Source organism: Parasphingomonas caseinilytica, from assembly GCF_036663755.1.
Taxonomy (GTDB): Bacteria; Pseudomonadota; Alphaproteobacteria; order Sphingomonadales; family Sphingomonadaceae; genus Sphingomonas.
Genome location: NZ_JAXOJL010000002.1, coordinates 152,671 through 178,439 on the forward strand (window position 1 = coordinate 152,671; position 25,769 = coordinate 178,439).

Sequence of the window (25,769 nt, forward strand, 5' to 3'; positions counted from 1 at the left end):
CGATTCAAGGCCGTCGTCACAATCATGTCGCAGGAGGATAGCAAGGAGCGGTGATGCACTGGATCAAACCTATCGCCGCAGCGACCATGTTCGCTCTGCTTTCCGCCTGCGCTGCCACATCGGCGCCGCCCCAACCCATAGCGCAGACCGCCCCGGTCGAGGCGCGCGCGCCCGTCACCATCCTGATCTCGATCGACGGTTTCCGGCCCGATTATCGCGCGCGCGGCGTCACGCCCAATCTCGATGCACTGGCGGCCGGGGGCATCAGCGCGGCGATGCGGCCGAGCTTTCCGTCGAAGACGTTTCCCAACCATTGGACGCTGGTGACCGGCCTGCGCCCGGACCGGAACGGCATCGTCGCCAATTCGATGGAGGATACCCAACTGCCCGGCGTGAAATTCACCATGGACGATTCGAAGAATCCGTTCTGGTGGAACGCCGCTGAGCCGATCTGGGTGACGGCGGAGAAGGCCGGAATTCGCAGCGCGACGATGTTCTGGCCGGGATCCAACGTCGCGTGGAGCGGCACTTGGGCCAAGGACCATGGCGGCCATGCGGTGGGCGGCATTCGACCGGAAGACTGGTGGCCCTTCGATGGCGCGGTGCCCGCGAGCCAACGCGTGGCGGGTGCGCTCGACTGGCTGCGCCGCCCCGCCGAAACGCGGCCCCGCTTCCTCACGCTCTATTTCGATACGGTCGATAGCGCCGGGCATGAATTCGGCCCGGATTCGCCCGAGGTGACGGCGGCGGTCGCGGATGTCGACCGGACGATCGGGACGCTGGTCGCGGGGTTGCGCGCGCTGGGGCAGCCGGCCAATCTGGTGATCGTCGCCGATCACGGCATGGCCGCGATTTCGCCGGCGCGCACGATCGCGATGGACAAGATCGCCGATCCCCGCACCTATCGCCAATTCGATTCCGGCCCGTTCGCCAGCTTCTATCCCGTTGCGGGGCATGAACGGGCGCTGGAGCGCGCGTTGCTCGGGCATCACGACCATTTCGACTGCTGGCGCAAGGCGGAAATCCCGGCACGGTTCCATTATGGTGCGAACCCGCGCGTCCCGCCCTATTTCTGCCTGCCGGAGACCGGCTGGATGCTGAACAAGAGCGCACCCAAGCCCGACGACACGATCGACGGGGGCACGCACGGCTACGACAATTTCGCGCCCGATATGGCGGCCCTGTTCATCGCCAACGGACCCGCGATCAAGCCGCAGGGCGTGCTGCCCGCGTTCGACAATGTCGATATCGCGCCATTGTTGCGCCGCTTGATCGGCTTGCCGCCTGCGACCAATATCGACGGCACGGACGCGCCGTTCCGGGGCGTGCTGAAGGACTAAAGACGCATGCAATATTTCGAGGATATCGAGGTCGGCAGCAAGGCCAGCTTCGGCAGCTATCACGTCACCCGTGACGAGGTGATCGCCTATGCCGAGAAGTTCGATCCGCAACCCTTCCACCTGTCGGACGAAGCGGCGGCGCAGACGCATTTCGGACGGCTGTCGGCGAGCGGCTGGCATACCTGCGGGATGGTCATGTCAATGGTCGTCGCCAATCTTAAGGCGAACCGGCAGGCGGGGTTGGGCTCTCCAGGGATCGACGAACTGCGCTGGCTGAAGCCGGTATTTCCGGGCGATACGCTGCGCTGCGAAACCGAGATCATCGAGAAGCGCGCGTCGCAGAGCCGGCCGGAAATGGGCAGTTTCCGATCGAAGATGTTGGTGTTGAATCAGGACGACGTGGCAGTGATGACGTTCACCTCGATCGGGCTGGTGCAGACGCGGCCGGCCTAGCAATCTCCACCGTCATCCCCGCGAAGGCGGGGATGACAAACATTTGGAGTGCTGGCCAATCTCAGTCGCGTCCGCGCCGCCCGCCGCCACGATTGACCTGCTGACGGCCCTGCGCCGCGCCCTGCCCGGCTGAGGGACGATTTTCCTGCCGGAACGACTGACGATCGCCGCGTTCCCTCTGGAAATCGGGGCGTGCGCCCTGTCCCTGCTGGAAAGCCGGCCGGTCGCCTCTGCCCTGGAAGTCGGGTCGCGTGCCCTGCCCCTGCTGGAAGCCGCGCCGATCACCGCGCCAATCGGGGCGACCACCCTGCGGATCGCGGCCGCGATCGCCGTTGAAGCCCTGCCAGTTGGTGCGGCCCTGGCCATTGCCCCAATTGTTGCCGCGCCGGCCTTCCCAATAGCGACGCTGCTGGTCGTTCCAGCGATATGGGCGACGATCGCGGCCGTAGACGTAATAGCCGGTGCCGGGATAATAATAGTCGCCGTACCAGCCGAAATAACCACCACCGTAACCGCCATAATAATTGGCGGGATAGCCATAGCCGTCACCATAATAGCCGTCGCCATAGCCACCATAATAGCCGCCATTGTTGTAGCCGACCGACATGCCGCCATAGCCGTAATCGTCGACGCAGCCGCCAAGGCCGACGGCTGCGACGAGGCCAAGCGCGGCGAATTTCATTTTCGTGGGAAGCATTTTGAATCTCCTGAACGCGGAGTGCGGCGTGACGCGCGCCGCAGACCTGGGGAGAACGAGGGGCTGACGGATATCGTTCCGTGGCGGCTGGGTGTATGCTGGGTGAAGCGGGATGACCGCTAACTCGTCATCCCGGACTTGATCCGGGATCCCGCTGCCTTGCCCCGCACTAAGTAGAAGAAGCGGGATCCCCGCCTTCGCGGGGATGACGGTGGTGGCTTGGGCTTGGTAATTCCCCAACTCGTTTGCCCTGAGCCTCTCGAAGGGCACGCGCAGCGCTTGGGCTTCGACAGGCTCAGCCCGAACGGGGTAGGTAGCGCGCCTTAAACTGGCTCGGCGCTTGGTCGCGCGTCGCGGCGAAGCCGCGCCGTCGGTCGGGCCTTTGGCCCGCCGACCGTGATCGGGGCCGAGACGCGGATTAGCTTGCGCTAATCCGCTGCCCGATCAGTGCTTCACGTTCCGCCAAACGTTCTGATACGCGCCATAAGCGAGGAAGCAGAAGATCAGGAGGAACAGCATTGCCGCGAGGCCGGCGCTGTGGCGGGTCTGCATCTTCGGTTCCGCCGTCCAGGTCAGGAACGCCGCGACGTCCTTCGCCATCTGGTCGACCGTCGGCTTGGTGCCGTCGGTGTACGTCACCTGGCCCTCGGCGGTCAGCGGCGGTGCCATCGCGATGTTGAGGTTCGCGAAATACGGGTTGTAGTGCAGGCCAGTCGGCGTCTTCGCGTCCGGGAATTTCTTCAGCAGTTCGGCCGGCTGGTTCTGGAACCCGGTCAGCAGCGAATAGATATAGGCCGAACCGTCATGACGCGCCTTGGTCATCAGCGACAGGTCTGGCGGCAGCGCGTTGTTGTTCGCGGCGCGCGCAGCGACGTCGTTGGCGAACGGCGACGGGAAGCGATCCGACGGCACGCCCTTACGCGTCGCGACTTCGCCCGTATCCGGGTTGATCGACGGGATGTTGTCGTAGCTGGCGGCAAACGCCTTCACCTGGCCGTCGCTATAGCCCATGTCCTTGATGTCGCGGAACGACACGAGGCGCAGCGAGTGGCAGGCCGAGCAGACTTCCTTGTACACCTGCAGGCCGCGCTGGACCTGACGCATGTCGAACTTGCCGAGCGGGCCGTTGCTGGCCAGATCGAGTTCCTTCGGATGCAGATGGAATTCATGCTCGGCGGTCGGTGCCGGCGGATCGGTGATCACGCCGGAAACGCTGCTGAACAGAGCGATCGCGAGGACGCCGGCAAAGGCGATCCCGACGAGCATTGCGATAAAGCGAACCATGTCGATACCCCTCTTGTTCGCTTACGACGCCAGCGCGCTGTGCGCGGGGCTGGTGCCGCCATGCTTCGCGAGCACCGCTTCGGTGATCGAATTCGGCAGCGGCAGCGGCCGTTCCGAACGCGAGATCATCGGCAGGATGATCAGGAAGTGCGCGAAATAATAGATCGCGGCGATCTGGCTGGCGATGACAAAGGCCGGATCGGCAGGCGAACCGCCGCAATAACCGAGCACCAGCACGTCGAGCACCAGGATCCAGAACGCGATCCGCGCCTTCGGACGATAATTGTTCGACCGCACCGGCGAGCTGTCCAGCCAGGGCAGGAAGAACAGCAGCAGGATCGAACCGAACATCGCCAGCACGCCCCACAGCTTCGCCGGCAGGATGAAGTCTGCGGTGAAGGCGCGCAGGATCGCGTAGAACGGCCAGAAATACCATTCCGGCACGATGTGCGCGGGCGTCGAGAGCGGGTTCGCCGGAATGTAGTTATCCGGATGGCCGAGATAGTTCGGGTAGAAGAACAACAGCGCGGCGAACACGAGCAGGAAGATGCCCAGGCCGAAGCCGTCCTTCGCGGTATAGTACGGATGGAACGGCACCGTATCCTGCTCGCCCTTCACCGCCACGCCGGTCGGGTTGTTGGACCCCGGAATGTGCAGCGCCCAGATGTGCAGGATGATGACGGCGGCGATCACGAACGGCAGCAGATAGTGCAGCGAGAAGAAGCGGTTGAGTGCCGCATCGTCCGGCGCGAAGCCGCCGAGCAGCCACACGCGGATCGTTTCGCCGACCCCCGGTATCGCCGAGAAGAAGCCAGTGATCACCTGCGCGCCCCAGAAGCTCATCTGGCCCCATGGCAGCACGTAACCCATGAACGCCGTGGCCATCATCAGCAGGAAGATCACGACGCCCAAGAGCCACACCATCTCTCGTGGGGCCTTGTAGGATCCGTAATAGAGCCCGCGGAAGATGTGCAGATACACGACGATGAAGAACATCGACGCGCCGTTGGCGTGCGCATAGCGCAGGAGCCAGCCGGCGTTGACGTCTCGCATGATGTGTTCGACCGAATCGAACGCCACGCCGCCATTGGCCGCATAATGCATCGCCAGCACGATGCCGGTGATGATCTGGATACCGAGCGCCGCGCCCGCGAGCACGCCGAAGTTCCAGAAGTAGTTGAGGTTGCGCGGCACCGGATAGCCTGCGCCGACCGCGTTATAGACGAGACGCGGAACGGGCAGCCGTTCGTCCATCCACTTCATGAATGGATTGGTCGGTGCGTAATGCTTGGCCCAGGGAAAGCTCATATCTAGATCCTCAACCGACGGTCACGGTCGTGTCTGACGAAAACTTGTAGTCCGGCACATGCAGGTTCAGCGGTGCCGGGCCTTTGCGGATACGTGCTGCGGTATCGTAGGCCGAACCGTGGCATGGGCAGAAATAGCCGCCGAACGGCCCGCGATTCTCGCCTTCGCCGGCGCCCAGCGGCACGCAGCCGAGATGGGTGCAGACACCCATCGTGATCAGCCAGTTCTTCTTGCCTTCCTTGGTGCGCTCGGCGAGCGTTTGCGGATCGCGCAATTCGCTGACCGGTACGGCATCCGCCGCGGCGATCTCGGCCGGGGTCAGGTTGCGCACGAACAAGGGCTGCTTGCGGAAAGACGTCTTGATCGCCTGGCCGGGCACGATCTTGGACAGATCGATCTCGGTCGTCGCCTGCGCCAGCACGTCTGCGCTCGGGCTCATCTGGTTGATGAGCGGCAGCAGGACGGTCGCGCCGCCAACGCCGATCCAGGCGACGGCTGCGATATTGATGAAGTCGCGCCGACGCGGATCCGAGACGTCGTCATGATCCGAGACCGGATCTTCACCGGGGGGGACAGCGGTATCCACACTAGCCATGCACTTGCCCTTGCAACTTATCCGGCGATTCATCGGAGCCGCTTATGCGACGAGATCAGATACGCGTCCCCGATCCCCCGTTCCCGCGGGGGCCGCCGTGCTGATAGACGCGGGAGATACGCTTTGCCAACAGCATTTTGGCCTGTTGTCGCGGGCATGCCCTATGTGCGAATGGTTCGCAGATGCGCATAGCCCTGTACCAGCCCGATATCGCCGGCAATGTCGGCGCCATCCTCCGCACCGCCGCCTGCCTCGGGCTGGGGGTCGATCTGATCGAACCGATGGGATTTACGTGGAGCGACAAGGCGTTGGCGCGGGCCGGGATGGATTATGTCGGCGCGGTGGATGTGGTGCGCCATGCCGATTGGGATGCCTTTGTCGCCAACGTGCAGGGGCGGATCGTGCTGTTGACGACGAAGGGCGCGGTGCGGCTGCACGCGGCGGAGTTCCGGGCCGACGACGTGCTGTTGATGGGCAGTGAGGGCGCTGGCGTGCCGGACGAGGTGCACGATCGCGCCGATGTGCGCGTGGTGATCCCAATGCGTGCAGGGATGCGATCCCTGAACATTTCCGTGTCGGCGGGCATCGTGGCGAGCGAGGCTTTGCGCCAGACCGGCGGATGGCCGGCGTAAAATCCTCCCCGGCACGGTGAGGATCGGTTATGGGCGGCGGCATGATACTCGATTCCGAACAGACCGCCGCCCGAACCTGGTTCGAATCCCTGCGCGACCAGATCTGCGCCGAATTCGTGGCGATCGAGCGCGAGGCGGGATCCGACGCGGATTTCGAATACATCCCATGGGACCGCACCGATCCCTCCGGCGAACCGGGCGGTGGCGGCGTGCGCGGGGTGATGAAGGGGCAGGTGTTCGAAAAGGTCGGCGTCAACGTCTCCACCGTCGGCGGCAGTTTCGAGGGCGATTTCGCCAAGACGATCCACGGCGCGGGCGACGACCCGAAATTCTTCGCCACCGGCATCAGCCTGGTCGCGCACATGGCCAACCCGCATGTTCCGGCGGTGCATATGAACTGCCGCTTCCTCGTTACTACGAAGCGCTGGTTCGGTGGCGGGGCGGATCTCAACCCGCCTTTGCCGGTGGCGGCGGACACCGAGGATTTCCACGCCACGCTGAGAGCCGCGTGCGATGCGCATGCGCCGGGGGATTACCCGCGCTTCAGCAAATGGGCGGAGGACTATTTCTACATTCCGCACCGCCAGGTCCATCGCGGCGTCGGCGGAATCTTCTACGATCATCTGGAGGGTGATTTCGCCACCAATTTCGCCTTCACGCAGGATGTCGGGCGGGCGTTTCTCGATACTTACCCGCGAATCGTGCGGCGGCGGATGAACGATGCGTTCGACGACGCGGATATCGCGGCGATGCGCGCATGGCGCGGGCGCTATGCCGAATTCAATCTGGTCTATGATCGCGGTACGCTGTTCGGCCTCAAGACCGGCGGCAATATCGACGCGATCCTGATGAGCCTGCCGCCGGTCGCGACATGGGACTGACCCCCGTCGCGCAGGACGAGGTGGCGACAATCGTCACCACGCTGGAGATGACGAAGCGGCCCCCGGCCCGCCCGCTGCCCGAATCGCGGCTGCGGCTGGTGCGCTGGGAAGCACCCTCGCCGGACAAGTATCGCGCGCTGTTCCGGCGCGTGGGTGCGCCGTGGCTGTGGTTCTCGCGCCTGCTGATGGACGACGCGGCGCTGACCGCGATCGTCCGCCACCCGGACGTCCGCATATTCGCGGCGACCGATCCGGCGGGGATCGAGGTCGGCATGCTCGAACTCGATTTCCGCAACCCCGCCACGTGCGAGTTGTCCTATGTCGGGCTGATCCCCGAACTGACCGGGCAAGGCCATGGCCGCTGGCTGATGGCGCATGCGCTGATGCTTGCCTGGGCCAAAGGCGTCGAGCGGGTGTGGGTGCACACCTGCACGCTCGATCACCCGAGCGCGCTCGGTTTCTACCGTGCCTCGGGTTTCACGCCCGTATCGCGCACGATCGAGACGTTCCCCGACCCCCGCATCAGCGGCGCCTTGCCCGCCGATGCCGCGCCTCAGATCCCGTCGTTCGCCAGCCGGCGATAGACCGCGACTTGAAGCAGGATCGCGGCAAGCAGCATGATCGCCACCGCCGCTGCGCCGCCGATATCGGCCAGCGCGATGACGATCGGGTTGGGAGCATCCGCCCTGAGCGCCTTGTCGATCAGCACGAACGGCGCGCCGAGCAGCACGCCCCCGATCACGGTGAGCGACACCAGCCCCGACAGGACCAGTCCATTACCCTTGGTCAGCCGCCAGCTACGCCCGATCGCCGCACGCACGCCGCCCGGTTTGCCGGCCTGCCGGTCGGCCAGCACCGGCCCGGTCAGCATCAGCCGGCCGAGCAGGTACAGCGCCGGGATCAGCAGCACCGCCCAATACAATCCAATCCCAAGCGGCAGCCCGGTGATGATCATCGCCAGCAGGAAGCGCGGGAATTGCCGCACCGCGCCGGTCATCGCCATCTTCACGTCGGGCCGGTCGCGGCGCAGATACAGCGACAGCACGACCAAAGTACCGAAATGCACCAGCACCGTCGCGCCCAGATACCAGCCGCCATTGGCGGCGATCCAGTTGGCCAGCACCTGCGCCAGCGCCCGTTGCTCCGCCTCGCCCATCTCCGGCGTCAGGGCGATCGCGGGCATGGCCGGCACGATCATCAGCATCGCCAGTTGCGGCACGAACAGAAAGGCCGAGGCGATGCGCACCAACAGGTCGGCATCGCGCCGGAACAGCGCCCAGGCGTCGCGCAGGACGCCCATGATATCCAGCCTCATACCGACTCGACGATCGCCCCGCGCGCATCGCGAACGGCAAGGTACAATTTGGCGGTAAAGGCGCAGGCGAGCAGCACGAACACGGCCTGCACGATCGCGACGATCAAGGCCGTCAGCACACCGGCCGGCGTGATCAGCCCCTCCCCGCCCAGCGCCAGCCGCAGCACCGAACCGAACACCGTGCGCGTCGCGAGAATCGCGACCCCGGCGACGATGGCATAGAGGATCAGCATACCGATGATCTTCCACACCAGCCCGCGCGTCAGGGCGAAGGACCGGCCGATCGACCCCAGCCCGCGCCGTTCGTACACCACCACCGGCGTCAGCAGTGCCAGCCGCGCGCCGACGAAGATCAACACCGGCACGAGCACGATGGTGTAGATCGAGATGATGCCCGCTGCGGCCGGCGGAATGTTGACCTGAGCGCCACTCGCCATCGCCGCCTGAATATCCATGCCGTATCCCGCCAGCACGAATGGTATCGGCAGCATCACGATCACGAACGCGACCAACAGTACCGCCATGATGCCGATGAACGGCAACAGCCGCCGGAACGCCACCTGCATCGCCATTCCGCGCCCCGCGATCCGATCGAGCGCCAACGCGACGATCGCTAGCTGCGCCCAGACGGTCACCAGCGTCAGCGCCAGCGAGAGCAGATTGATCGGCAGCGCGGCCAGCCCGCCGGCTGCGCCGAGCGGCGCGATGATCGCCGACACCGTTGATGGCAACACCATCGCCAGCACGGCGATCGGCAGGATCGCGGAAATCTGGTCGCTGAGGAATTCGGTCGCGCGGTCCCACACATTGCCCATGTTGACCCTGATCTTCACGCCATTCCCCATCGCAACATGCTCTAGCCCTTGCGTTAGCGCATGGCGGCGGCGCTTGCCAATGCTTGCACGCGAACCCCGAGCTTGCGCGACAACCTTTGCATGCGCACATGCGGTCGCGTGATTCCCAAGCTTCCCCCCGAATGGCGCGTGTCGCCCGGCCTGACCGACTACGCGACGGCGCTGGCCGAAATGGAGGCGCGCGCCGCCTTCGTGGCGACGGGCGAGGCCGGCGAATTGCTGTGGCTGCTCGAACACCCGCCGGTCTACACCGCCGGCACCAGCGCCGCGCCGGACGAATTGATCGACCCGCGTTTCCCGGTCGTCTCGGCCGGGCGCGGCGGGCGTTATACCTATCACGGGCCGGGTCAGCGGATCGGATACCTCGTCCTCGATCTGAACAAGCGCGGGCGCGACGTGCGATGCTTCGTCCATAACGTAGAAGGCTGGGTGATCGCGGCACTCGGCGAGATCGGTATCGAAGCGTTCCGCGCCCCCGGCCGGATCGGCATCTGGACGCTAGACGGTGGCCGGGAGGCGAAGATCGGCGCGATCGGGGTGCGCGTTAAGCGCTGGATCACCATGCACGGCTTTTCGGTCAACCTGTCGCCCGACCTTGCGCATTTCGGTGGCATTGTGCCGTGCGGTATCGCCGATTACGGCGTGACGAGTGCGGCAACCCTCGGTAAAAAGGCCGATCTTGCAACTTTTGATGCCGCGCTTGCGTTGCACCGCGATGCGTTTCTTGAAACACTTTCTTGTGGCGCACAAAACTCCGCTTGAGGCGGATTCGTTATCGCGTTAACGTCAACATCGGTTTGGGTATCAAAAAGCCAGCAGGCGTCGCCAAATCCGTTATCTAGGGAGCTTTCCAAATGCGTGCACTCATCTCCAAGGTTCTGACCGGTTCCATGATCGCCGGCGCGGCGCTGATGGTATCGGCTTGCGGCCCGAAGACCGAAACGACCACCGAGAACACGATGGTTACCGATCTGAACGCCACCGAAGGCATGGACACGATGTCCGACAACATGACCGCCGTCGACGGTGCGATGGACAATGGTGCGATGACCAACGACACCATGACCAACGACACGATGATGACGACCAACACCACGACGACCAACACCACGATGTAATCAGCCCTTCGGGACTGATCCGTGGAGGGGCCGTCCGGGCAGCCGGGCGGCCCCTTTCGATTCCGCCTTCGGAATCCCGCCCGATGACGGGCCGGACCGCGAGGCCGTGAAGATGCGCCGGGCCGCTGTAATGGCGGCATAAAAATGGTTGGGAACGCGCACGAAAAGTCCTAATCGGGCGAAGCCGTGCGATTTGGTTAAGGGTGTTGCAGATGACAGTGTTGCGTTCCGTTCTGGCGACCGTAATGGCCGCCGGCGTGCTTGCCGCCAGCCCGGCATCGGCACAGTTCTTCATGAAGTCGCATGATTTCAGCGGTGAGCCGGTGCGTGGCGACGAGCCCGGCATCGGCCTAGACTTGCCCGACGCGACCGAGGCGGAACTGACCGCCGGCCTGGTATGGAACCTGCGCGCCGCGCTCAACATCGCCGCTCTGCAATGCCAGTTCGCACCGACGCTACTCACCGTGCCGCAATATAACGGCATGATGATCGATCACGCCGGCGAATTGAAATCGACTTACGCCACGCTCGCCAAATATTTCGCGCGCAAGAACAAGGCGCCGAAGGCGGCGCAGAACGCGCTCGACCAGTTCGGTACGCGCATCTACGGCAGCTTTTCGACCACCGCCGCGCAATACGGCTTCTGCCAAGTCGCCTCGAACATCGGCCGCGATGCGATCTTCATTCCGCGCGGCTCGCTGCACACGCTCGCCAAACAGCGCATGCGCGAATTCCGCAACGCGCTGGTGCCGTGGGGCGAGCAGCGTTTCCCGCGCGGCATCGGCTTCGACCGCACGATCCTCGTCCCGCGCATGGACCCGATCTGCTGGAAGAAGGATCAGTGGAACACGAAGACCTGCGGGCCGACGGTACAATGGGTGGTGCGCTGAGGGGGAGCGCCACGCGACCCTCAGACCGTTCGCGCGCGCCCGAGTGGCCGAAAGCGTAACCGGCGCGGCACGAACGGAATGGATGTTGGACGGATGATCGATTCCTGGAAGCTCACTTTGCCCTGCACGCGCGCCGAGGCCGAGGCGATCGACGCCGCCGACGATCTCGCGATCGACGCGGTGATCATGACCACCGAGACGATCGAGGACGATGTCGAGACGTGGCGGCTCGACGCCTATAGCGAAGACGAACCCGGCCCGGCGATGATCGCCGCGCTCAGGGCGCTGGTGCCGAGCGCGGCCGATATCGAACCCTTGATCGAAGCGCTCAGCCCCGAAGACTGGGTCACGATGAGCCAGGCCGGGCTCGAACCGATCCGCGAGGGGCGCTTCGTCGTCCACACCAGTGCGCATCCGATCCAACCGCCTGAGGGTGGCCGAGCCTTCCTGATCGACGCGGGCAACGCGTTCGGCACCGGGCATCATGCAACGACCAGCGGCTGCCTTAACATGCTCGACGGACTGGCCGACCGCGATTTCGCCAATGTGATCGATATCGGCACCGGCACCGGCCTGCTCGCCTTCGCCGCCGCGCACCTTTGGCCGGACGCCGCGATCATGGCGACAGACATCGACCCGGCCGCCGTGGAGGTGACGCGCGAGAATGCCGCGACGAACAGCGTGGGGGGCATCGCGCTTGTCACCGCAGACGGCGCGCTGGACGACGCGATCACCGCTCGTGCGCCCTACGATCTCGTCATCGCCAACATTCTCGCCGGCCCGCTCGTCTCGATGGCCCCGGAACTTGCCGCGATCTCGGACAAGGGCGCGACAATCGTGCTGGCCGGATTACTGGAAACGCAACGCCAAGCCGTGGTCGATGCCTTCGCGGCCTGCGGTGTCACGCTCGACGCGATCGATCAGCGCGGCGACTGGACGATCCTGCGCCTGACGGCCGGAGCGGAACGCTATGTGCCGACCAAGCCGTTCGACCCCAAGGGGCGGGACGGCTGGGCGCTGGATATATGAGGACGGCAAAGTCTACCCCGTTCGCCCTGAGCCTGTCGAAGGACACGCGCAGCGCCTGGGCTTCGACAGGCTCAGCCCGAACGGGGGCTAGTTCGGCTTTAGGATTTCAGGCCTTGCCCAACGCATAGTCCTGCGTGCCGCGTGTAATCACCTCGTCGCCCGGCTCGATCTGCGCGACCGGGATGTCGGGCAGGGCCTTCAGTTCCTCGTACAGCGGCGCGAAATCCGTCTCCACGGTCAGCCGCAGCAGTTCGTCGAAGCTGGGGATCACGAAATAGTTCTGCTGGAAATCGTCGATCCGGTATTCGGTGCGCATCACGCGGGCCAGATCGAGGACGATGCGGTTCGGCGAGGGATCGTCCAGCGCGAAGCGGCTTTCGGCGAAGCTGGAGACGATCCCCGAGCCGTAGATGCGCAGGCCCTCCGGCTCCGCGATCAGGCCGAATTCCACAGTGTACCAGTATAGCCGCCCGAGATATTTGAGCGCATCCAGCCCCAGCGCACGCTGCCCGCCACGCCCATAGGCCGCGAGGTAATCGGCGAACACCGGGTCGGCGAGCATCGGCACGTGGCCGAATACGTCGTGAAAGACGTCCGGTTCCTGTAGGTAATCGAGCTGATCCGGGCGGCGGATGAAATTGCCCGCGACGAAGCGGCGATTGGCCATGTGATCGAAGAACACATCGTCCGGCACTAGCCCCGGCACCGCGACGACCTGCCAACCGGTGAGTTGCATCAGTCGTTCGCTCAGTTCCTCGAAATCGGGGATGCCGGGCTTGCTGAGCTTGAGCACATCCAGCCCGCGCAGCCACGCATTGGAGGCGCGGCCGGGCAACAGCTTCGCCTGTCGTTCGAACAACGTATCCCAGGTCGCATGATCTTCGGCCGTGTAATGCGACCAATCCTGCGGGATCGTCCAGTCGGCGGAGGGCGGGTTATCCAGAACATGCGTATCGTCGGTCATGCAAATGCCATATCACAGGCTTCATGCTGCAGGAAACGGGTGCACGCCCTCCCTCCAAATTGCTCTGGGCGCTGGAAGTGCCGCGCGCCTTTGCCAGCCTGCCGCCGTTGATCGCGGCGCGACGACGCCTGATGGCGATGCCGCGCGGCGACGGGCGGCCGGTGCTGATTCTGCCCGGACTGGTCAATTCGGATCGCTCGACGTTCGTGCTGCGGCGCTATCTGAACGCGCTCGGCTACCGCGCGGAAGGCTGGGGCCTGGGGCGCAATCTCGGCAGCCGGGCGATCGGCGTGGAGGGCGATCTGCTGTTCGACCGCATCCGCCGCCTGCACGCCGAAACCGACCAACCGGTCACACTGGTCGGCATCAGCCTGGGCGGAATCATGGCCCGCCTTGCCGCGCACCGCGTGACCGGCTCGGTGCGCGAGGTCATCACGATCAGTTCGCCTTATGCCGGGCACCCGCACGCGACCAATGTGTGGCGTGTGTTCGAACTGGTCAGCGGCGAGAAGGTCGATGCCGATCGCGTCACCGTGCAGCGCGCGGAGATCATGGCACCGCTGCCCGTCCCCGCCACCGCGATCTGGAGCCGCAGCGACGGGCTCGTCAACGGCACGATCTGCCGCGTAGAGGACGAACCGGGCTGCCGGGTGATCGAGGTGCGGAGCAGCCATCTTTGGGTGCAGATGCGCGCCGAGGTGCTGGCGGCGGTGGCAGGCGTATTGGGCGGGATGTAACGCCGCGATTCTCGGTTGAATCCGGGCGAAGTTCACACAAGGTCACACGGTACGCGGCTTTTCGTCGGCCGCCATCGCACGGCTGGAGCAAATCTTCGGGTCAGGTCAAAGAGCGGGCAGAACTGCCGGCGCACGGTTTAGCACAGGCAGGATCGTGTAGGACAGAGCGGCGGCGCAGCGGATCACCGGCTGATGTCGCTCGCGCGAAAACCGTCATAAGGTCCGCAATTGTCGGGATTCTTGCGGCAGGTCTTTTCCCAGGCGCGCCGCTCCTTGCCTTCCCGCTCCTCCGCCTTACGCATCTTCTTGCCGTAATTGCGATCCGCTTCGCTCTGGCTGGTCGTCGTCCAGTCGACGCCTTTGCTGACGACCTTCACCGGCGCGGTGACGATGCTGGCGACGGTGCGGACGCAGCCGCCCGACACGATCGGCAGCAGAGCTAGAACGAGGACGGCTTTACGCATGATTCATTTCCCGGATTGCGACGCAGCGCGCGCCTCGACCCCAATGGCGGTGAAATCGGTAAAGAAGCCATCGATGCCGAGATCCAGGTAGCGCCGGATTTCGTCCGAAAGACGGCCATGCGCGCGCGGATTTACGCCGGACCACAAAGCGGGCGGCAGGAAGAAATTCTCCGCACGGAAGGTCCAGGGATGGATGCGCAGGCCCGCCGCATGGGCATTGGCGACCAGCGTGGCATCGACCATCTCCTTGTTCGGGCCGATCCCGTACGCATAGGCCGCGACGGCCTTGAATCCCTCGAGCGTGGTCATCGCGGCATAGCTGGGCACAGCATTGTCGGCAGGCGCGCCTTTCTTGTCCATCAGCTGGATCAGGCGGATTTTGGTCAGCTTGTGCAGCGCTTTCAGATTGTTCACCTCGAACGACTGGATGAACACCGGCGCGTTCGCATCGTCCCAGCCCGCCGCCTTCAGTTCGCGCACCAAATGCGCCTCCATCGGGTGGCCGATGCCGGCGAAGTAACTCGGATGCTTGGTCTCGGGATAGATGCCGACCACCCGGCCGCCGACCGAATGCTTCTTCGCCAGCGCGATGATCTCGGCCAGCGTCGGGATCTCGAACTGGCCGTCATATTTGGCATTGTCGGGGCGGAGCAGCGGCAGACGTTCCTTCGCGCGCAGCGTCTTCAGTTCGGCGAGCGTGAAATCCTCGGTGAACCAGCCGACATGTTTTTCGCCGTCGATCACCTTGGTCGTCTTGCGGTCCGCGAACTCGGGATGCTTGGCGACGTCGCTCGTTTCGGTGATGTCGTTTTCGTGGCGGGCGACGAACACGTCGTCCTTGGTCAGCACCAGATCGGGTTCGATGAAATCCGCGCCCTGTTCGATCGCCAACGTGTAGGACGCGATCGTATGTTCCGGTCGCAAGCCGCTGACACCGCGATGCGCGATTACGATAACGGGCGAGAGCGGCTTCTGCTTGGTCATCACGGGTTCCTGCCCATCGGCGCTTGCGGCGGCCAGCAGCGCCGTGATGGCCATGATATACCGCTTGGCCTTAAAATGCGTCATACGGAAACGATCCCAATCCAGCGCGTTACTGCGCCATAGCGCAACGGGGGCGACCGAGCACCTTACGATACCTCCGCCCGTCGCAGGCGATGCACAGGAATGATGACACTTTGACGATGATCCGGGACTGAACATGGCCGACAACGATTCCGTCCTGACCGCTGCCGCCGCCTGGAAGGGCGCGCCGATGGCGATCGCCACCGTGGTCAGCACCTGGGGCTCCGCGCCGCGCCCGCGCGGCAGCCACATGATCGTTCATGCCGATGGCCGCTTCGAGGGATCGGTTTCGGGCGGGTGCGTGGAGAGCGACATCCTCGCCACCGCAGCGGATGTGATCGCCGGCGCACCGTTCGTGGTAAAGAATTACGGCGTGGAGGATGCCGCCGCGTGGGAAGTCGGCCTGCCGTGCGGCGGCGAGATCGCGGTGATGGTGCAGCCGGTGTCGGCGGAGGGGTTCGACCCCGAATTGTTCGACCGCATTTCGGAAGCGCGCGACCGCGGCAAGGCGCTGTCGGTGACGACCGATCTGGATACCGGCGCCAGCTCGCTGCGTCCGGCGCAGGGCGCGATGTTCGTCAATCGTTACGATCCGCCGCGCCGCCTGCTGATCGTCGGCGCGGTGCAGATCGCGCAGGCGCTGGCGGGGCTGGCGCGCGAACTGGGCATCGCCACGGTGGTGATCGACCCCCGCGCGCGATTCCTGACCGAGGAACGCTTTCCCGGCGTGGTGCTCGACGATGGCTGGCCGGACGAGGCGGTTGCGGCTTATGCGCCGGGACCCTCGACGGCGGTGGTCACGCTCAGCCACGATACCAAGATCGACGATCCGGCGCTGATCGCCGCTTTGGCTAGCGATGCAGCCTATGTCGGTGCGTTGGGGTCGCGCCGCAGCCATGCCGCGCGGCGCGAACGGCTGGCGGCGGCCGGCGTGAGCGAGGAGCGGATCGACCAGATCGACGCGCCGGTCGGTCTGGATATCGGCGCGATCGGGCCGGCGGAAATCGCCTTGTCGATCGCCGCCGCGATGATCGCCGCGTTCAATGCGCGGGATGGATTGAAGAAGCCGGCCGCTTCACTGCTGGTCGCCGGGGCATGATCGCCGCCGAGCGCACCGTGCTGATCCTGCTCGCTGCCGGGCGTTCCGAACGGTTCGGGGCGCTCGACAAACTGGAGCAGGATTTCCTAGGCCAGCCGCTGGCCTTCCATGTCGTCAGCGCGCTGGAGGCGGTGCCGTTTCGCGACCGGATCGTGGTACGGAGCGGCACGGAACTCGATTTCGCGGCGCGCGGATATCGGGTCATCCATAACGGCCGGCCCGAAATCGGCATGTCCAATTCGGTGAAGCTGGGCGTTGCGGCGGCGCAGGCGGGCGGCGCGGAAGCGGTGCTGATCGCGCTGGCCGACATGCCGAACGTCACAGCGGCGCATGTCTACCGCCTGCTGGACGCCGCCGACGGGCCGGATGCGGTGGTGGCGTCGAGCAATGGGGTGAAGCCGTGCCCGCCTGCGCTGTTCGGCGCGGACCGGTTCGATGCGTTGCTGGCGCTGGAGGGCGACGAGGGCGCGCGCGCGCTGATCGCGGGTGGCAGGCACGTCGTCGCCTCGGACCGTGAGTTGTTGGACATCGACCGGCCCGAGGATTTGGAGCGGTTGCGGGCTTTGCCGTGAAGCCCCCCTGCCCCGGCCTGCGACCCGTCACCCCTCTCCACTATCGTCACCCCAGCGCAGGCTGGGGTCTCGGGCTTGTGGCAACCCGCTCGCACAATCGCCTGAGACCCCCGCCTACGCTGGGGTGACGATAGTAGGGGTCGTTATTCTACTCGTGCCGCAGCGCATCGATCGGATTGAGCGCCGCCGCCCTCCGCGCCGGGAAGTACCCGAACACCACGCCGATCACCGCCGAAATCCCGAACGCGATCAGGTTGATTTCCGGTACGAACAGATATTCGACCTTCAACACCGGCACGAGCGAGATGATCGCGACCTGCGCGATCAGCAGTCCGATCACCCCGCCCAGCATCGACAGTGCCACCGCCTCGACGAGGAATTGCAGCAGCACCTCGCGCGCGACCGCGCCGATCGCCAGGCGGATACCGATCTCGCGCGTGCGCTCAGTCACCGATACGAGCATGATGTTCATGATGCCGATGCCGCCGACGATCAGGCTGATCGCCGCCACCGCCGTGACGATACCGGTCAGCAAGGTGGTCGTCGCGGTGAGCGTATCGGAAATCTGCTTGGTGTCGAAGATGTTGAAATCATCCTCCTTCGATCCGGTGATGTTGCGCCGTTCGCGCAGCAGATCGGTGATCGACGCCTGCACCGTCGCGGTGGCATAAGCGGGATCGACGCCGACCAGCATCAGGCGGATGTCGCGATTGCCGGTGAAGCGGCGCTGCACGGTCTTGATCGGCATGATCACGACATCGTCCTGATCGCCGCCGAACCCCTGCTGCCCGCGGGTCGAGAGCGTGCCGATCACGTCGCACGATACGGACCCCAGACGAATCCGCCGCCCGACCGCTTGCCCGCCCCGGAACAGGTTCTGGGCAACCGTGCTGCCGATGATGCACACCGATTTGCCGGCCTGTTCCTCGGCGGGCATGAACGCGCGGCCGGCGGTCAGCGGCCAGGGCTGGACCTGGAAATAGGCGCTGGTAGTGCCGTTGATCGTGGTCGACCAATTCGCCCCGTCATAGATCGCGGTGGTGGTCGATTGCGCCTGCGGGGCGACGGCGGAGACGCCGGCGATCTGTTCGCGGATCGCCTCGGCATCCTCGGGCTTGAAATCGGGCGGGCGCGGGCCGCCGCCGCCACGGCCGAAGCCCTGACCGGGACGGATTTGCAGGATGTTGCTGCCGAGCGAGGAGATCGACGACTGCACCGCTTTCGTCGTTGCGCGGCCGAGCGTGACCATCGTCACCACCGCCGCCACGCCGATGATAATACCGAGCGCGGTGAGGATCGAGCGCAGCTTGTGGCGCATGATCGAGCGGAGGGCGAGGGTGACGGTTGTGCCGAACATCCTTACTTATCCACCCGACCAACCACAATCGTCACCCCAGCGCAGGCTGGGGTCTCATGCCGTTGTGCGCGCCGTGTGCCCCATGGCTTGAGACCCCAGCCTGCGCTGGGGTGACGACGTGTGAGCGGAGCAAAACTCACAACGCCACCTCTTCGCCCTGGCGATGCTGCGCCTCGATCCGCTCGACCAGCCCGTCCTTGAAGTGCACCACGGTGCGCGCGAAGGCGGCCATGTCGGGTTCGTGGGTGACCATCAGCACGGTGATGCCGTTCTCGCGGTTGAGATCGGTCAGCAATTGCATGATCTCGACCGAGCGTTCGGAATCGAGGTTGCCGGTCGGTTCGTCGGCCAGCAGCACTTGCGGCGCGGTGACGATCGCGCGGGCAATCGCGACGCGCTGTTGCTGGCCGCCCGACAGTTCCGCAGGGGTGTGATCCCACCATTCTTTCAGCCCAACCTTGTCGAGCGCGGCCATCGCCGCGTCGCGTCGCGCCTGCTTGGCATCGCCGCGATAGAGCAAGGGCAGCTCGACATTCTCCAGCGCGCTGGTGCGGGCGAGCAGGTTGAACCCCTGGAACACGAAGCCGAGATATTTGCGGCGCAGCAACGCGCGCTGATCGCGATCGAGCGCCTCGACGTGATGGCCGCGAAATTCGAACGTGCCGTCGGTCGGTACGTCGAGACAGCCGAGGATGTTCATCGTCGTGGACTTGCCCGATCCCGACGCGCCCATCACCGCGACGAAATCGCCCGCCGCGATGTCGAGGTCCACGCCCTTCAGCGCCTGAAACGCGGTCGCGCCCTGCCCGTAGACCTTGGTCACGCCACGCAGGCGGATGATGGGCAGGCCAGCGTCAGTTTCCACTGCGCTGCCCGCCACCGGTTCCGCCACCGGTGCCAGCGCCGCCCGAGCGCCGGCTGCCGGCCGACTTTGCCTCTACGCCCTTGGCGAGCTGGCCGGTGATCACTTCCATGCCGGGCTTCAGATCGCCGCCGGTCACTTCGGTGACGGAGCCGTTGGTCTCGCCGACGACGACGCTGATCGCCTTGGGTTTGCCCGCCTCGTCCTTGACGTAGACCGTCTGCGTCGCGCCCCGCCCGACCGTCGCGGTGCGTTCCTGCCCCCCACGGCGCGGGCGGAAGGTGAGCGAACCGGCGATGCCGCCGCCGCCACTGCCAGATGCGCCGGCATTCGGATCGACCGGCTTGAAGCGCAAGGCGGCGTTGGGCACGAGCAGCACGTCGTTCTTGGCCGTCGTCACGATATCCGCCGTCGCGGTCATGCCGGGGCGCAATTGCTGGTTCGCGTTCGCCACGCTCAATGTCGCGGCATAGGAGACGACGGTGTTGGTCGTCGTGGTCGTGGTCGTCGTGCTGCTCTGCGCGCTGAGATTGGAGCCGAGATCGACGCGCGTGATCGTCGCCGGGAAGGTCTTGCCGGGAAAAGCATCGACGGTGAAGGTCGCCGCCTGCCCCTGTTTGACCGCGCCGACATCGGCCTCGTCGATCGCCACTTCCAGCTTCATCGCTGACAGGTCCTGCGCGATGACGAACAGGGTTGGCGTGCTGAACGAGGCGGCGACGGTCTGGCCCGGCTCGATCTGGCGCGCCAGCACCACGCCGTTGACCGGCGAGCGGATCACCGTCTTCACCAACTGCGTCGCGTTGGAGGAGAGCGTCGCCTGCGCGGACTGGACGTTGGCCTGCGCGGCGCGCAGGTTCGCCATGCCGCGCGCCTGTTCGGCGATCGCGGTGTCCATCTCGGTCTTGGCGGGCACGCGGCCGTTGGACAGGCGGCTGACCTCGCGGTAGCGCGCCAGCGTCGCGTTTGCCTGTGCCAGCGTCGCCCGCGCCTGCTCCACTGCGGCGACGCTGGCGGCGAGCGCGGCCTTGCTCTGGTTCACCGTATCCTGAAAGCGCGAGGGATCGACCAGTGCCAGCGGCTGGCCCGCGGTGACGCGATCGTTGACGTCCACCACCACTTTGGTGACGAGGCCGGACAATTCCGACCCGACATCGACCTGATTGGTCGGGGCGAGCTTGCCGGTTGCCGACACGGTCACTTGGAATGAACCCTGCGACACCTTCTCGGTCGAATATTCCACCACGTTGCTGCCGCCGAAGCAGCTTTTCAGCAGCAACAGCAACAGGACCACGCCGATCGCGACGGCGACCCATTTCACGTAACGCCGCCACGCCGGCACCGGCTTCGTGCCGAGGAATTCGTCGAGGTTGGAATCGGCCATCGTCTTACCCTTGCGGCGCTTGCGGTGCACCGGCCGCGGCATTCCAGCCGCCGCCGAGCGCGAGATAGAGCTGGATCACCGCCGTCGCCTGATCGGACTGCGCCTGGGACAGGCCGTTACGCGCGGTGAGTAGGCTGCTCTCGGTGGTGTTGAGCGTGGTGAAATCGGTGAGGCCGGCGCGATACTGGCTGCGCGACAGGATCGCGGAATTGTTCGCCGCATCCAGTGCGATGGTGAATTGCGCGGCGCGGCGCTGGGCGGAATCAAGCGCGACGACCGCATTTTCTACATCCTCGAGGCCGGTCAGTACGGTCGATTTGTACAGCCCAAACGATCCTTGCGCCGCCGCCTCGTTGGCACGGACCTGCGCGCGCAGGCGCCCGCCGTTGAAGATCGCCTGGGTCAACCCGGCGAACAATTGCCCGGCGATCTGGTCGAACAGGCTGCCCACCACCGTCGCGTTGGTGCTGACCGATCCGCTGATCGCAAGCGCCGGATAAAGCGCCGCCTTGGCCACGCCGATCTGCGCGGTGGCGGCGGCCAAGTTGCGCTCGGCCGCGCGCACGTCGGGCCGGTTGCGCAACGTATCGGCGGGAATGCCGACCGCGATGTTCGCCGGCCCTTTGGGGATCGGCTTCACCGCTTCGAGATCGGCCTTCAGCGCACCCGGCGCCTGCCCGGACAGCACGCCGAGGCGCGAGACGGCGGCGTTGTAATTCTGCTCGATCGTCGGGATCGTCGCGGCGGTCTGCGCACGCTGTGTCCGCGCCTGTTCGCTGTCGAGCGAGGAGACGAGACCGGCCTGCACGCGAAAGCCCGCAATCTCCAGATTGTCGTCCTGAATGCCAAGCGAGTTCCGCGCGTTGGCAAGCTGCGCCTGATACAGCCGCGCCAGCACGTAATTGCGCGCCGCCTCTGCCGCCGTCGATATCTGCACGGTCGCGAGATCGTAGCCGCTGGCAGCATATTGCGCCGATGTCGCCTCGACCGTGCGGCGCACCTCGCCGAACAGGCCGACCTGATACGACACATCGCCGCTGACCGAAAAACTGTCGCCCGCACCGCGCGAGATGTTCGTCACCGTGCCGTCCGCCAGCGTCACCGGACTTGCGCCCTTCAGATCGAACGCGCGCGAATAGCCCGCCGATCCGCTGACCGTCGGCAGCAATTGCGCGCGCGATTGCTTCAGGCTTTCACGCGCCTGCCGCAGCCTTGCGACGGCCTGGGCGATATCGAGATTGTTGGTCCGCGCCTGCTCCACGATCCGCGCGAGCAACGGATCGTCGAAGCGGTTCCACCAGGCCGAGATGTCTTCCGGTGCCTGCGCGGGCACGTTGACCGAATAGCCCTCGGGCACCCCCAACGCGGAGGGCGCGGCGGGGTGATAGTCCGGCCCGACCGAACACGCCGCCAAAGCCGTGGATGCGCCGAGCGCCAGCAACAGTCTGTTACGAACCATGCGATTGAGATGGCAAGCGTGCGCGCAAGCGTCCACCGATTTATTGTCGCAATTTGTACGTCATCCGTCGCCCCGGCGCAGGCCGGGGCCGCAATGTTCGGGGCGATCGGCGTACACCACATCCGGAGGCCCCGGCCTGCGCCGGGGCGACGTGATTTATTCCATCTCCAAAATCACCGCATCGACCGCCAGACTGTCGCCCGGCTTGGCGTTCACCGATTTCACCACGCCCGCTTTCTCCGCGCGCAGGATGTTCTCCATCTTCATCGCCTCGACGACGGCGAGCGGTTGCCCCGCCTCCACCTTGTCGCCCGCGCCGACATCCAGCCGCATCAGCAGCCCCGGCATCGGGCAGAGCAGGAATTTCGACAGGTCGGGCGGGATCTTCTCGATCAGATGTTGGGCATAGGGCGCGACATGGGCGGGCAGCACTCGCACCTGATGCGATGCGCCGCGCGTCGTCAGTTTGAAGCCACCGCGCGTTCTGCCAATGCGGACGATCAATTCCTCGTCGTCCACGTCCGCGATGACCGTGCGGTCGCCCGGCGTATATTCCAGCGCGATGTCGAGATCCTCGCCATCAACCGTCACGCCATTGGTCGAGATCGACACCGCGTGTTCGGCATTGCCGATCTTCACCGACCAGTCGGCCGGCGGGCGCAACCGCTTGCCGAGTTGACCGTCGATCCGCCGCGCGCGATCCGCCTCGGCGGTGGCGGCGAAGGCCGCGATTGCGGCGAGGCTGCGGATCAGGTCCGGGGACGCAGGCGCGCCGTGGAAGCCGTCGGGATATTCCTCCGCGATGAACCCGGTGGTGATGTTGCCCGAGCGGAAGCGCGGGTGCTGCATCAACGCGGAGACGAAGTCGATATTGTTGCCCGGCCCATCGATCTCGAACGCATCCAGCGCCGCGATCTGCGCATCAATCGCGGCTTCGCGTGTCGGCGCCCAGGTGATCAGCTTGGCGATCATCGGATCGTAGAACATGCTGACCTCGCCGCCCTCGCGCACGCCATCGTCGACGCGGGTATAAGCATCGCCGTCCGCCGCGACCGGGCCGTAATCGGGGCGCGTATCCTCCGGTGGATCGTAGCGCACCAGCCGCCCGATGCTCGGCAGGAAGCCGCGATACGGATCCTCGGCATAGACGCGGTTCTCGATCGCCCAGCCGGTCAGCGTCACGTCATCCTGCGTGAACCCCAGCGGCTCGCCGGCGGCAACGCGGATCATCAGCTCGACCAGATCGAGGCCGGTGATCGCCTCGGTCACCGGATGCTCGACCTGCAGCCGGGTGTTCATTTCAAGGAAGTAGAACCCCTCGCCGCTCGTATCGGCCCCCGACACGATCAGCTCGACCGTCCCCGCCGAAAAATAGCCCACCGCGCGCGCCAGCGCGACCGCCTGCTCGCCCATCGCCTTGCGCATCTTCGGCGTCACGAACGGCGACGGCGCTTCCTCGACCACCTTCTGGTGGCGGCGCTGGATCGAGCATTCGCGTTCGCCGAGATAGACGATGTTGCCGTGCTGGTCGCCCATCACTTGAATCTCGATATGGCGTGGGCTTTCGATGAACTTCTCGATGAACACGCGGTCGTCGCCGAACGACGCCAGCCCCTCGCGCTTCGTCGCCTCGAAACCTTCGCGCACGTCCTGCTCGCTATAGGCGAGCCGCATGCCCTTGCCACCGCCGCCGGCCGAGGCCTTCATCATCACCGGATAGCCGATATCGGTGGCGATTTTCACCGCCTCTTCGGTATCGGCGATCTCGCCCAGGAAGCCCGGCACGACGTTGACGCCCGCCGCCTTGGCGAGCTTCTTGGATTCGATCTTGTCGCCCATCGCCGCAATGGCGTTCGGCGGCGGGCCGACGAACGCGATCCCCGCCTCGGCACAAGCCTTGGCGAAACTCTCTCGCTCGCTGAGGAAGCCGTAGCCCGGATGGATGCAATCCGCGCCCGTCTCCTTGGCCGCGAGCAGGATCAGATCGGCGAGCAGATAGCTCTCCCCCGCCGGCGGCGGCCCGAGCCGCACGCTTTCGTCCGCCATGAGCACATGCGGGCTGCGCGCATCGGCATCCGAATAGACCGCGACGGTGGCGATTCCCATCTTCTTGGCGGTCCGCATGACCCGACACGCGATCTCGCCCCGATTGGCGACCAGGATTTTCTTGAACACTTAGCTCTTCTCCCCTCCCGCTTGCGGGAGGGGCCGGGGGGAGGGCCTTTCCGCAAACGGTGAAATCCGTGAGGGGGACAGCCCCTCCCCTAACCCCTCCCGCAAGCGGGAGGGGGACTATGTTGCCGCCACCCGCATCGGCTCCGCGCCGGTCATCGCGCGCAGCCCGAGTTTCGCCATCAGCGCCGCATCCGCGCTGTCGCCGCGATTGCCGGCCGTCAGCAGCTTGTCGCCGGTGAAGATCGAATTTGCCCCAGCCATGAAGCACAGGGCCTGCGTCGCCTCGCTCATGCTCTCGCGACCGGCGGACAGGCGCACCATGCTCAGCGGCATCGTGATCCGCGCCACCGCCACCGTGCGGACGAATTCGATATCGTCGATCTTGGCGAGCGGCGTGTCCGCCAGCATGTCGCCCAGCACCGTGCCCCTCACCGGCACCAGCGCATTGACCGGCACGCTTTCCGGATGACGCGGCAGCGTGGCCAACGCGTGGACGAAGCCGACCCGGTCGCTGCGCGTCTCGCCCATCCCGACGATGCCCCCGCAGCACACGTTGATCCCCGCCTCGCGCACATGCTGCAGCGTATCGAGCCGCTCGGCGAAGGTGCGCGTGGTTATGACCTGATCGTAACGCTCAGGCGAGGTATCGATATTGTGGTTGTAGTAATCGAGCCCCGCATCGGCCAGCATCGCCGCCTGCGAGGGCGTCAGCATGCCGAGCGTCATGCACGTCTCCAGCCCCATCTGGCGCACGCCCTTCACCATCTCGACGATCGCGGGCATGTCGCGATCCTTGGGATTGCGCCACGCCGCGCCCATGCAGAAACGCTGCGACCCGGCATCTTTCGCCTGCGCCGCCATCTGCAGCACCGCGCGCGGGTCCATCAGCTTGGTCGCCTTCACGCCACTGTCGGCGGATTTGGACTGCGAGCAATAACCGCAATCCTCTGGGCAGCCGCCCGTCTTGATTGATAGCAACGTGCAGAGTTGCACCTCACCGGCGGCATGATGCGCGCGGTGCACGATTTGCGCGCGGAACATCAGGTCGTCGAAGGGAAGGTCGAACAGGGTGGCGATTTCCGCGCGGGTCCAGTCGGTTCTCATAAGCCCCTCCCCTTCAGGAGAGGGGAAAGGGGTGGGGGAGGTCTCACCGAGACCGGCATCTGCGTTTGCGGCACGGCCCCACCCCAACCCCTCCCCTGAAGGGGAGGGGCTTTTCGCGGCAGTCATCATAT

At 65.4% G+C, this 25,769-nt stretch carries 27 protein-coding genes; 12 read left to right on the top strand and 15 right to left on the bottom strand.

Features of this window, described 5'->3' with window-relative positions:
* The first annotated feature begins 53 nt into the window (after positions 1-53).
* Positions 54-1,340, top strand: coding sequence for an alkaline phosphatase family protein (locus tag U1738_RS07165; RefSeq protein ID WP_332788362.1), 1,287 nt, complete (start codon positions 54-56; stop codon positions 1,338-1,340).
* A gap of 6 nt (positions 1,341-1,346) precedes the next feature.
* On the top strand, positions 1,347-1,793 hold the full coding sequence (locus U1738_RS07170) for a MaoC family dehydratase (protein ID WP_332788363.1): 447 nt from the start codon (positions 1,347-1,349) through the stop codon (positions 1,791-1,793).
* 61 nt (positions 1,794-1,854) lie between these two features.
* Here the strand turns inward: U1738_RS07170 and U1738_RS07175 are convergent, their stop codons facing one another.
* The 4 genes from U1738_RS07175 to petA form a co-directional block, all read right to left on the bottom strand.
* Complete coding sequence (locus U1738_RS07175) at positions 1,855-2,490, bottom strand: hypothetical protein (RefSeq protein WP_332788364.1); 636 nt, start codon at positions 2,488-2,490, stop codon at positions 1,855-1,857.
* A 444-nt stretch (positions 2,491-2,934) separates the two neighbouring features.
* Positions 2,935-3,774, bottom strand: coding sequence for a cytochrome c1 (locus U1738_RS07180; protein WP_332788365.1), 840 nt, complete (start codon positions 3,772-3,774; stop codon positions 2,935-2,937).
* 21 nt (positions 3,775-3,795) lie between these two features.
* Positions 3,796-5,082, bottom strand: a complete 1,287-nt coding sequence (locus U1738_RS07185) for a cytochrome b (protein WP_332788366.1) — start codon at positions 5,080-5,082, stop codon at positions 3,796-3,798.
* Between the two features lie 10 nt (positions 5,083-5,092).
* Positions 5,093-5,677 (bottom strand): ubiquinol-cytochrome c reductase iron-sulfur subunit, encoded by a 585-nt coding sequence (gene petA, locus U1738_RS07190; protein ID WP_332788367.1) that lies wholly within the window; start codon positions 5,675-5,677, stop codon positions 5,093-5,095.
* 182 nt (positions 5,678-5,859) lie between these two features.
* Between petA and U1738_RS07195 the strand changes: the two genes are divergently transcribed.
* From U1738_RS07195 to U1738_RS07205, 3 genes are read left to right on the top strand one after another with little or no spacing between them, the layout of a single operon-like run.
* Positions 5,860-6,309, top strand: coding sequence for a tRNA (cytidine(34)-2'-O)-methyltransferase (locus U1738_RS07195; protein ID WP_332788368.1), 450 nt, complete (start codon positions 5,860-5,862; stop codon positions 6,307-6,309).
* Positions 6,310-6,350: 41 nt separating this feature from the next.
* Positions 6,351-7,190 (top strand): oxygen-dependent coproporphyrinogen oxidase, encoded by an 840-nt coding sequence (hemF, locus tag U1738_RS07200; protein ID WP_332788369.1) that lies wholly within the window; start codon positions 6,351-6,353, stop codon positions 7,188-7,190.
* A complete protein-coding gene (locus tag U1738_RS07205; RefSeq protein WP_332788370.1) occupies positions 7,181-7,774 on the top strand; it encodes a GNAT family N-acetyltransferase in 594 nt (197 codons plus the stop codon). Before hemF ends, U1738_RS07205 begins: the two co-directional genes overlap by 10 nt.
* On the opposite strand, the gene U1738_RS07210 is transcribed toward U1738_RS07205, so the two are convergent.
* Positions 7,744-8,505, bottom strand: a complete 762-nt coding sequence (locus U1738_RS07210; RefSeq protein ID WP_332788371.1) for a hypothetical protein — start codon at positions 8,503-8,505, stop codon at positions 7,744-7,746. The genes U1738_RS07205 and U1738_RS07210 overlap by 31 nt on opposite strands.
* Positions 8,502-9,338: a hypothetical protein gene (locus U1738_RS07215; RefSeq protein ID WP_332788372.1), complete on the bottom strand. Its 837-nt coding sequence runs from the start codon at positions 9,336-9,338 to the stop codon at positions 8,502-8,504. The genes U1738_RS07210 and U1738_RS07215 overlap by 4 nt, the downstream gene beginning before the upstream one ends.
* Before the next feature lie 102 nt (positions 9,339-9,440).
* On the opposite strand from U1738_RS07215, the gene lipB reads away from it, so the two are divergent.
* From lipB to U1738_RS07235, 4 genes are all read left to right on the top strand, one after another.
* Positions 9,441-10,121 carry a lipoyl(octanoyl) transferase LipB gene (lipB, locus tag U1738_RS07220; RefSeq protein ID WP_443026989.1) on the top strand — a complete coding sequence of 227 codons (681 nt, stop codon included), beginning with the start codon at positions 9,441-9,443 and terminating at the stop codon, positions 10,119-10,121.
* Between the two features lie 92 nt (positions 10,122-10,213).
* On the top strand, positions 10,214-10,477 hold the full coding sequence (locus U1738_RS07225; protein ID WP_332788373.1) for a hypothetical protein: 264 nt from the start codon (positions 10,214-10,216) through the stop codon (positions 10,475-10,477).
* Between the two features lie 212 nt (positions 10,478-10,689).
* Positions 10,690-11,367, top strand: coding sequence for a hypothetical protein (locus tag U1738_RS07230; protein ID WP_332788374.1), 678 nt, complete (start codon positions 10,690-10,692; stop codon positions 11,365-11,367).
* 93 nt (positions 11,368-11,460) lie between these two features.
* The gene (locus tag U1738_RS07235) at positions 11,461-12,396 is read left to right on the top strand and encodes a 50S ribosomal protein L11 methyltransferase (RefSeq protein WP_332788375.1); all 936 of its coding nucleotides are present in this window, start codon (positions 11,461-11,463) and stop codon (positions 12,394-12,396) included.
* A 106-nt stretch (positions 12,397-12,502) separates the two neighbouring features.
* Here U1738_RS07235 and phhA read toward each other — a convergent pair whose 3' ends face one another.
* Positions 12,503-13,360, bottom strand: coding sequence for a phenylalanine 4-monooxygenase (gene phhA / locus U1738_RS07240; RefSeq protein WP_332788376.1), 858 nt, complete (start codon positions 13,358-13,360; stop codon positions 12,503-12,505).
* A gap of 23 nt (positions 13,361-13,383) precedes the next feature.
* Between phhA and U1738_RS07245 the strand changes: the two genes are divergently transcribed.
* A complete protein-coding gene (locus tag U1738_RS07245; RefSeq protein ID WP_332788377.1) occupies positions 13,384-14,097 on the top strand; it encodes an alpha/beta hydrolase in 714 nt (237 codons plus the stop codon).
* Positions 14,098-14,279: 182 nt separating this feature from the next.
* Here U1738_RS07245 and U1738_RS07250 read toward each other — a convergent pair whose 3' ends face one another.
* Positions 14,280-14,561 carry a hypothetical protein gene (locus tag U1738_RS07250; RefSeq protein WP_332788378.1) on the bottom strand — a complete coding sequence of 94 codons (282 nt, stop codon included), beginning with the start codon at positions 14,559-14,561 and terminating at the stop codon, positions 14,280-14,282.
* A gap of 3 nt (positions 14,562-14,564) precedes the next feature.
* The gene (locus U1738_RS07255; RefSeq protein ID WP_443026990.1) at positions 14,565-15,629 is read right to left on the bottom strand and encodes a glycerophosphodiester phosphodiesterase; all 1,065 of its coding nucleotides are present in this window, start codon (positions 15,627-15,629) and stop codon (positions 14,565-14,567) included.
* Between the two features lie 133 nt (positions 15,630-15,762).
* Here U1738_RS07255 and U1738_RS07260 point away from each other — a divergent pair, with 133 nt between their 5' ends.
* Positions 15,763-16,725, top strand: a complete 963-nt coding sequence (locus U1738_RS07260; RefSeq protein WP_332788379.1) for an XdhC family protein — start codon at positions 15,763-15,765, stop codon at positions 16,723-16,725.
* Positions 16,722-17,297, top strand: a complete 576-nt coding sequence (locus tag U1738_RS07265) for a nucleotidyltransferase family protein (protein ID WP_332788380.1) — start codon at positions 16,722-16,724, stop codon at positions 17,295-17,297. The genes U1738_RS07260 and U1738_RS07265 overlap by 4 nt, the downstream gene beginning before the upstream one ends.
* Positions 17,298-17,445: 148 nt before the next feature.
* On the opposite strand, the gene U1738_RS07270 is transcribed toward U1738_RS07265, so the two are convergent.
* The 6 genes from U1738_RS07270 to bioB all read right to left on the bottom strand — a co-directional run bounded on the left by U1738_RS07270 (position 17,446) and on the right by bioB (position 25,638).
* Entirely contained in the window at positions 17,446-18,654 is a 1,209-nt protein-coding gene (locus tag U1738_RS07270) for an ABC transporter permease (protein ID WP_332788381.1), read from the bottom strand.
* A gap of 136 nt (positions 18,655-18,790) precedes the next feature.
* Positions 18,791-19,519: an ABC transporter ATP-binding protein gene (locus U1738_RS07275; protein WP_332788382.1), complete on the bottom strand. Its 729-nt coding sequence runs from the start codon at positions 19,517-19,519 to the stop codon at positions 18,791-18,793.
* Positions 19,509-20,900 carry an efflux RND transporter periplasmic adaptor subunit gene (locus U1738_RS07280; protein ID WP_332788383.1) on the bottom strand — a complete coding sequence of 464 codons (1,392 nt, stop codon included), beginning with the start codon at positions 20,898-20,900 and terminating at the stop codon, positions 19,509-19,511. Before U1738_RS07280 ends, U1738_RS07275 begins: the two co-directional genes overlap by 11 nt.
* A gap of 4 nt (positions 20,901-20,904) precedes the next feature.
* Positions 20,905-22,359 (bottom strand): efflux transporter outer membrane subunit, encoded by a 1,455-nt coding sequence (locus U1738_RS07285; protein ID WP_332788384.1) that lies wholly within the window; start codon positions 22,357-22,359, stop codon positions 20,905-20,907.
* A 156-nt stretch (positions 22,360-22,515) separates the two neighbouring features.
* Positions 22,516-24,534: an ATP-binding protein gene (locus U1738_RS07290; protein ID WP_443026991.1), complete on the bottom strand. Its 2,019-nt coding sequence runs from the start codon at positions 24,532-24,534 to the stop codon at positions 22,516-22,518.
* A 117-nt stretch (positions 24,535-24,651) separates the two neighbouring features.
* The gene (gene bioB / locus U1738_RS07295) at positions 24,652-25,638 is read right to left on the bottom strand and encodes a biotin synthase BioB (RefSeq protein WP_332788385.1); all 987 of its coding nucleotides are present in this window, start codon (positions 25,636-25,638) and stop codon (positions 24,652-24,654) included.
* Positions 25,639-25,769: the final 131 nt, after the last annotated feature.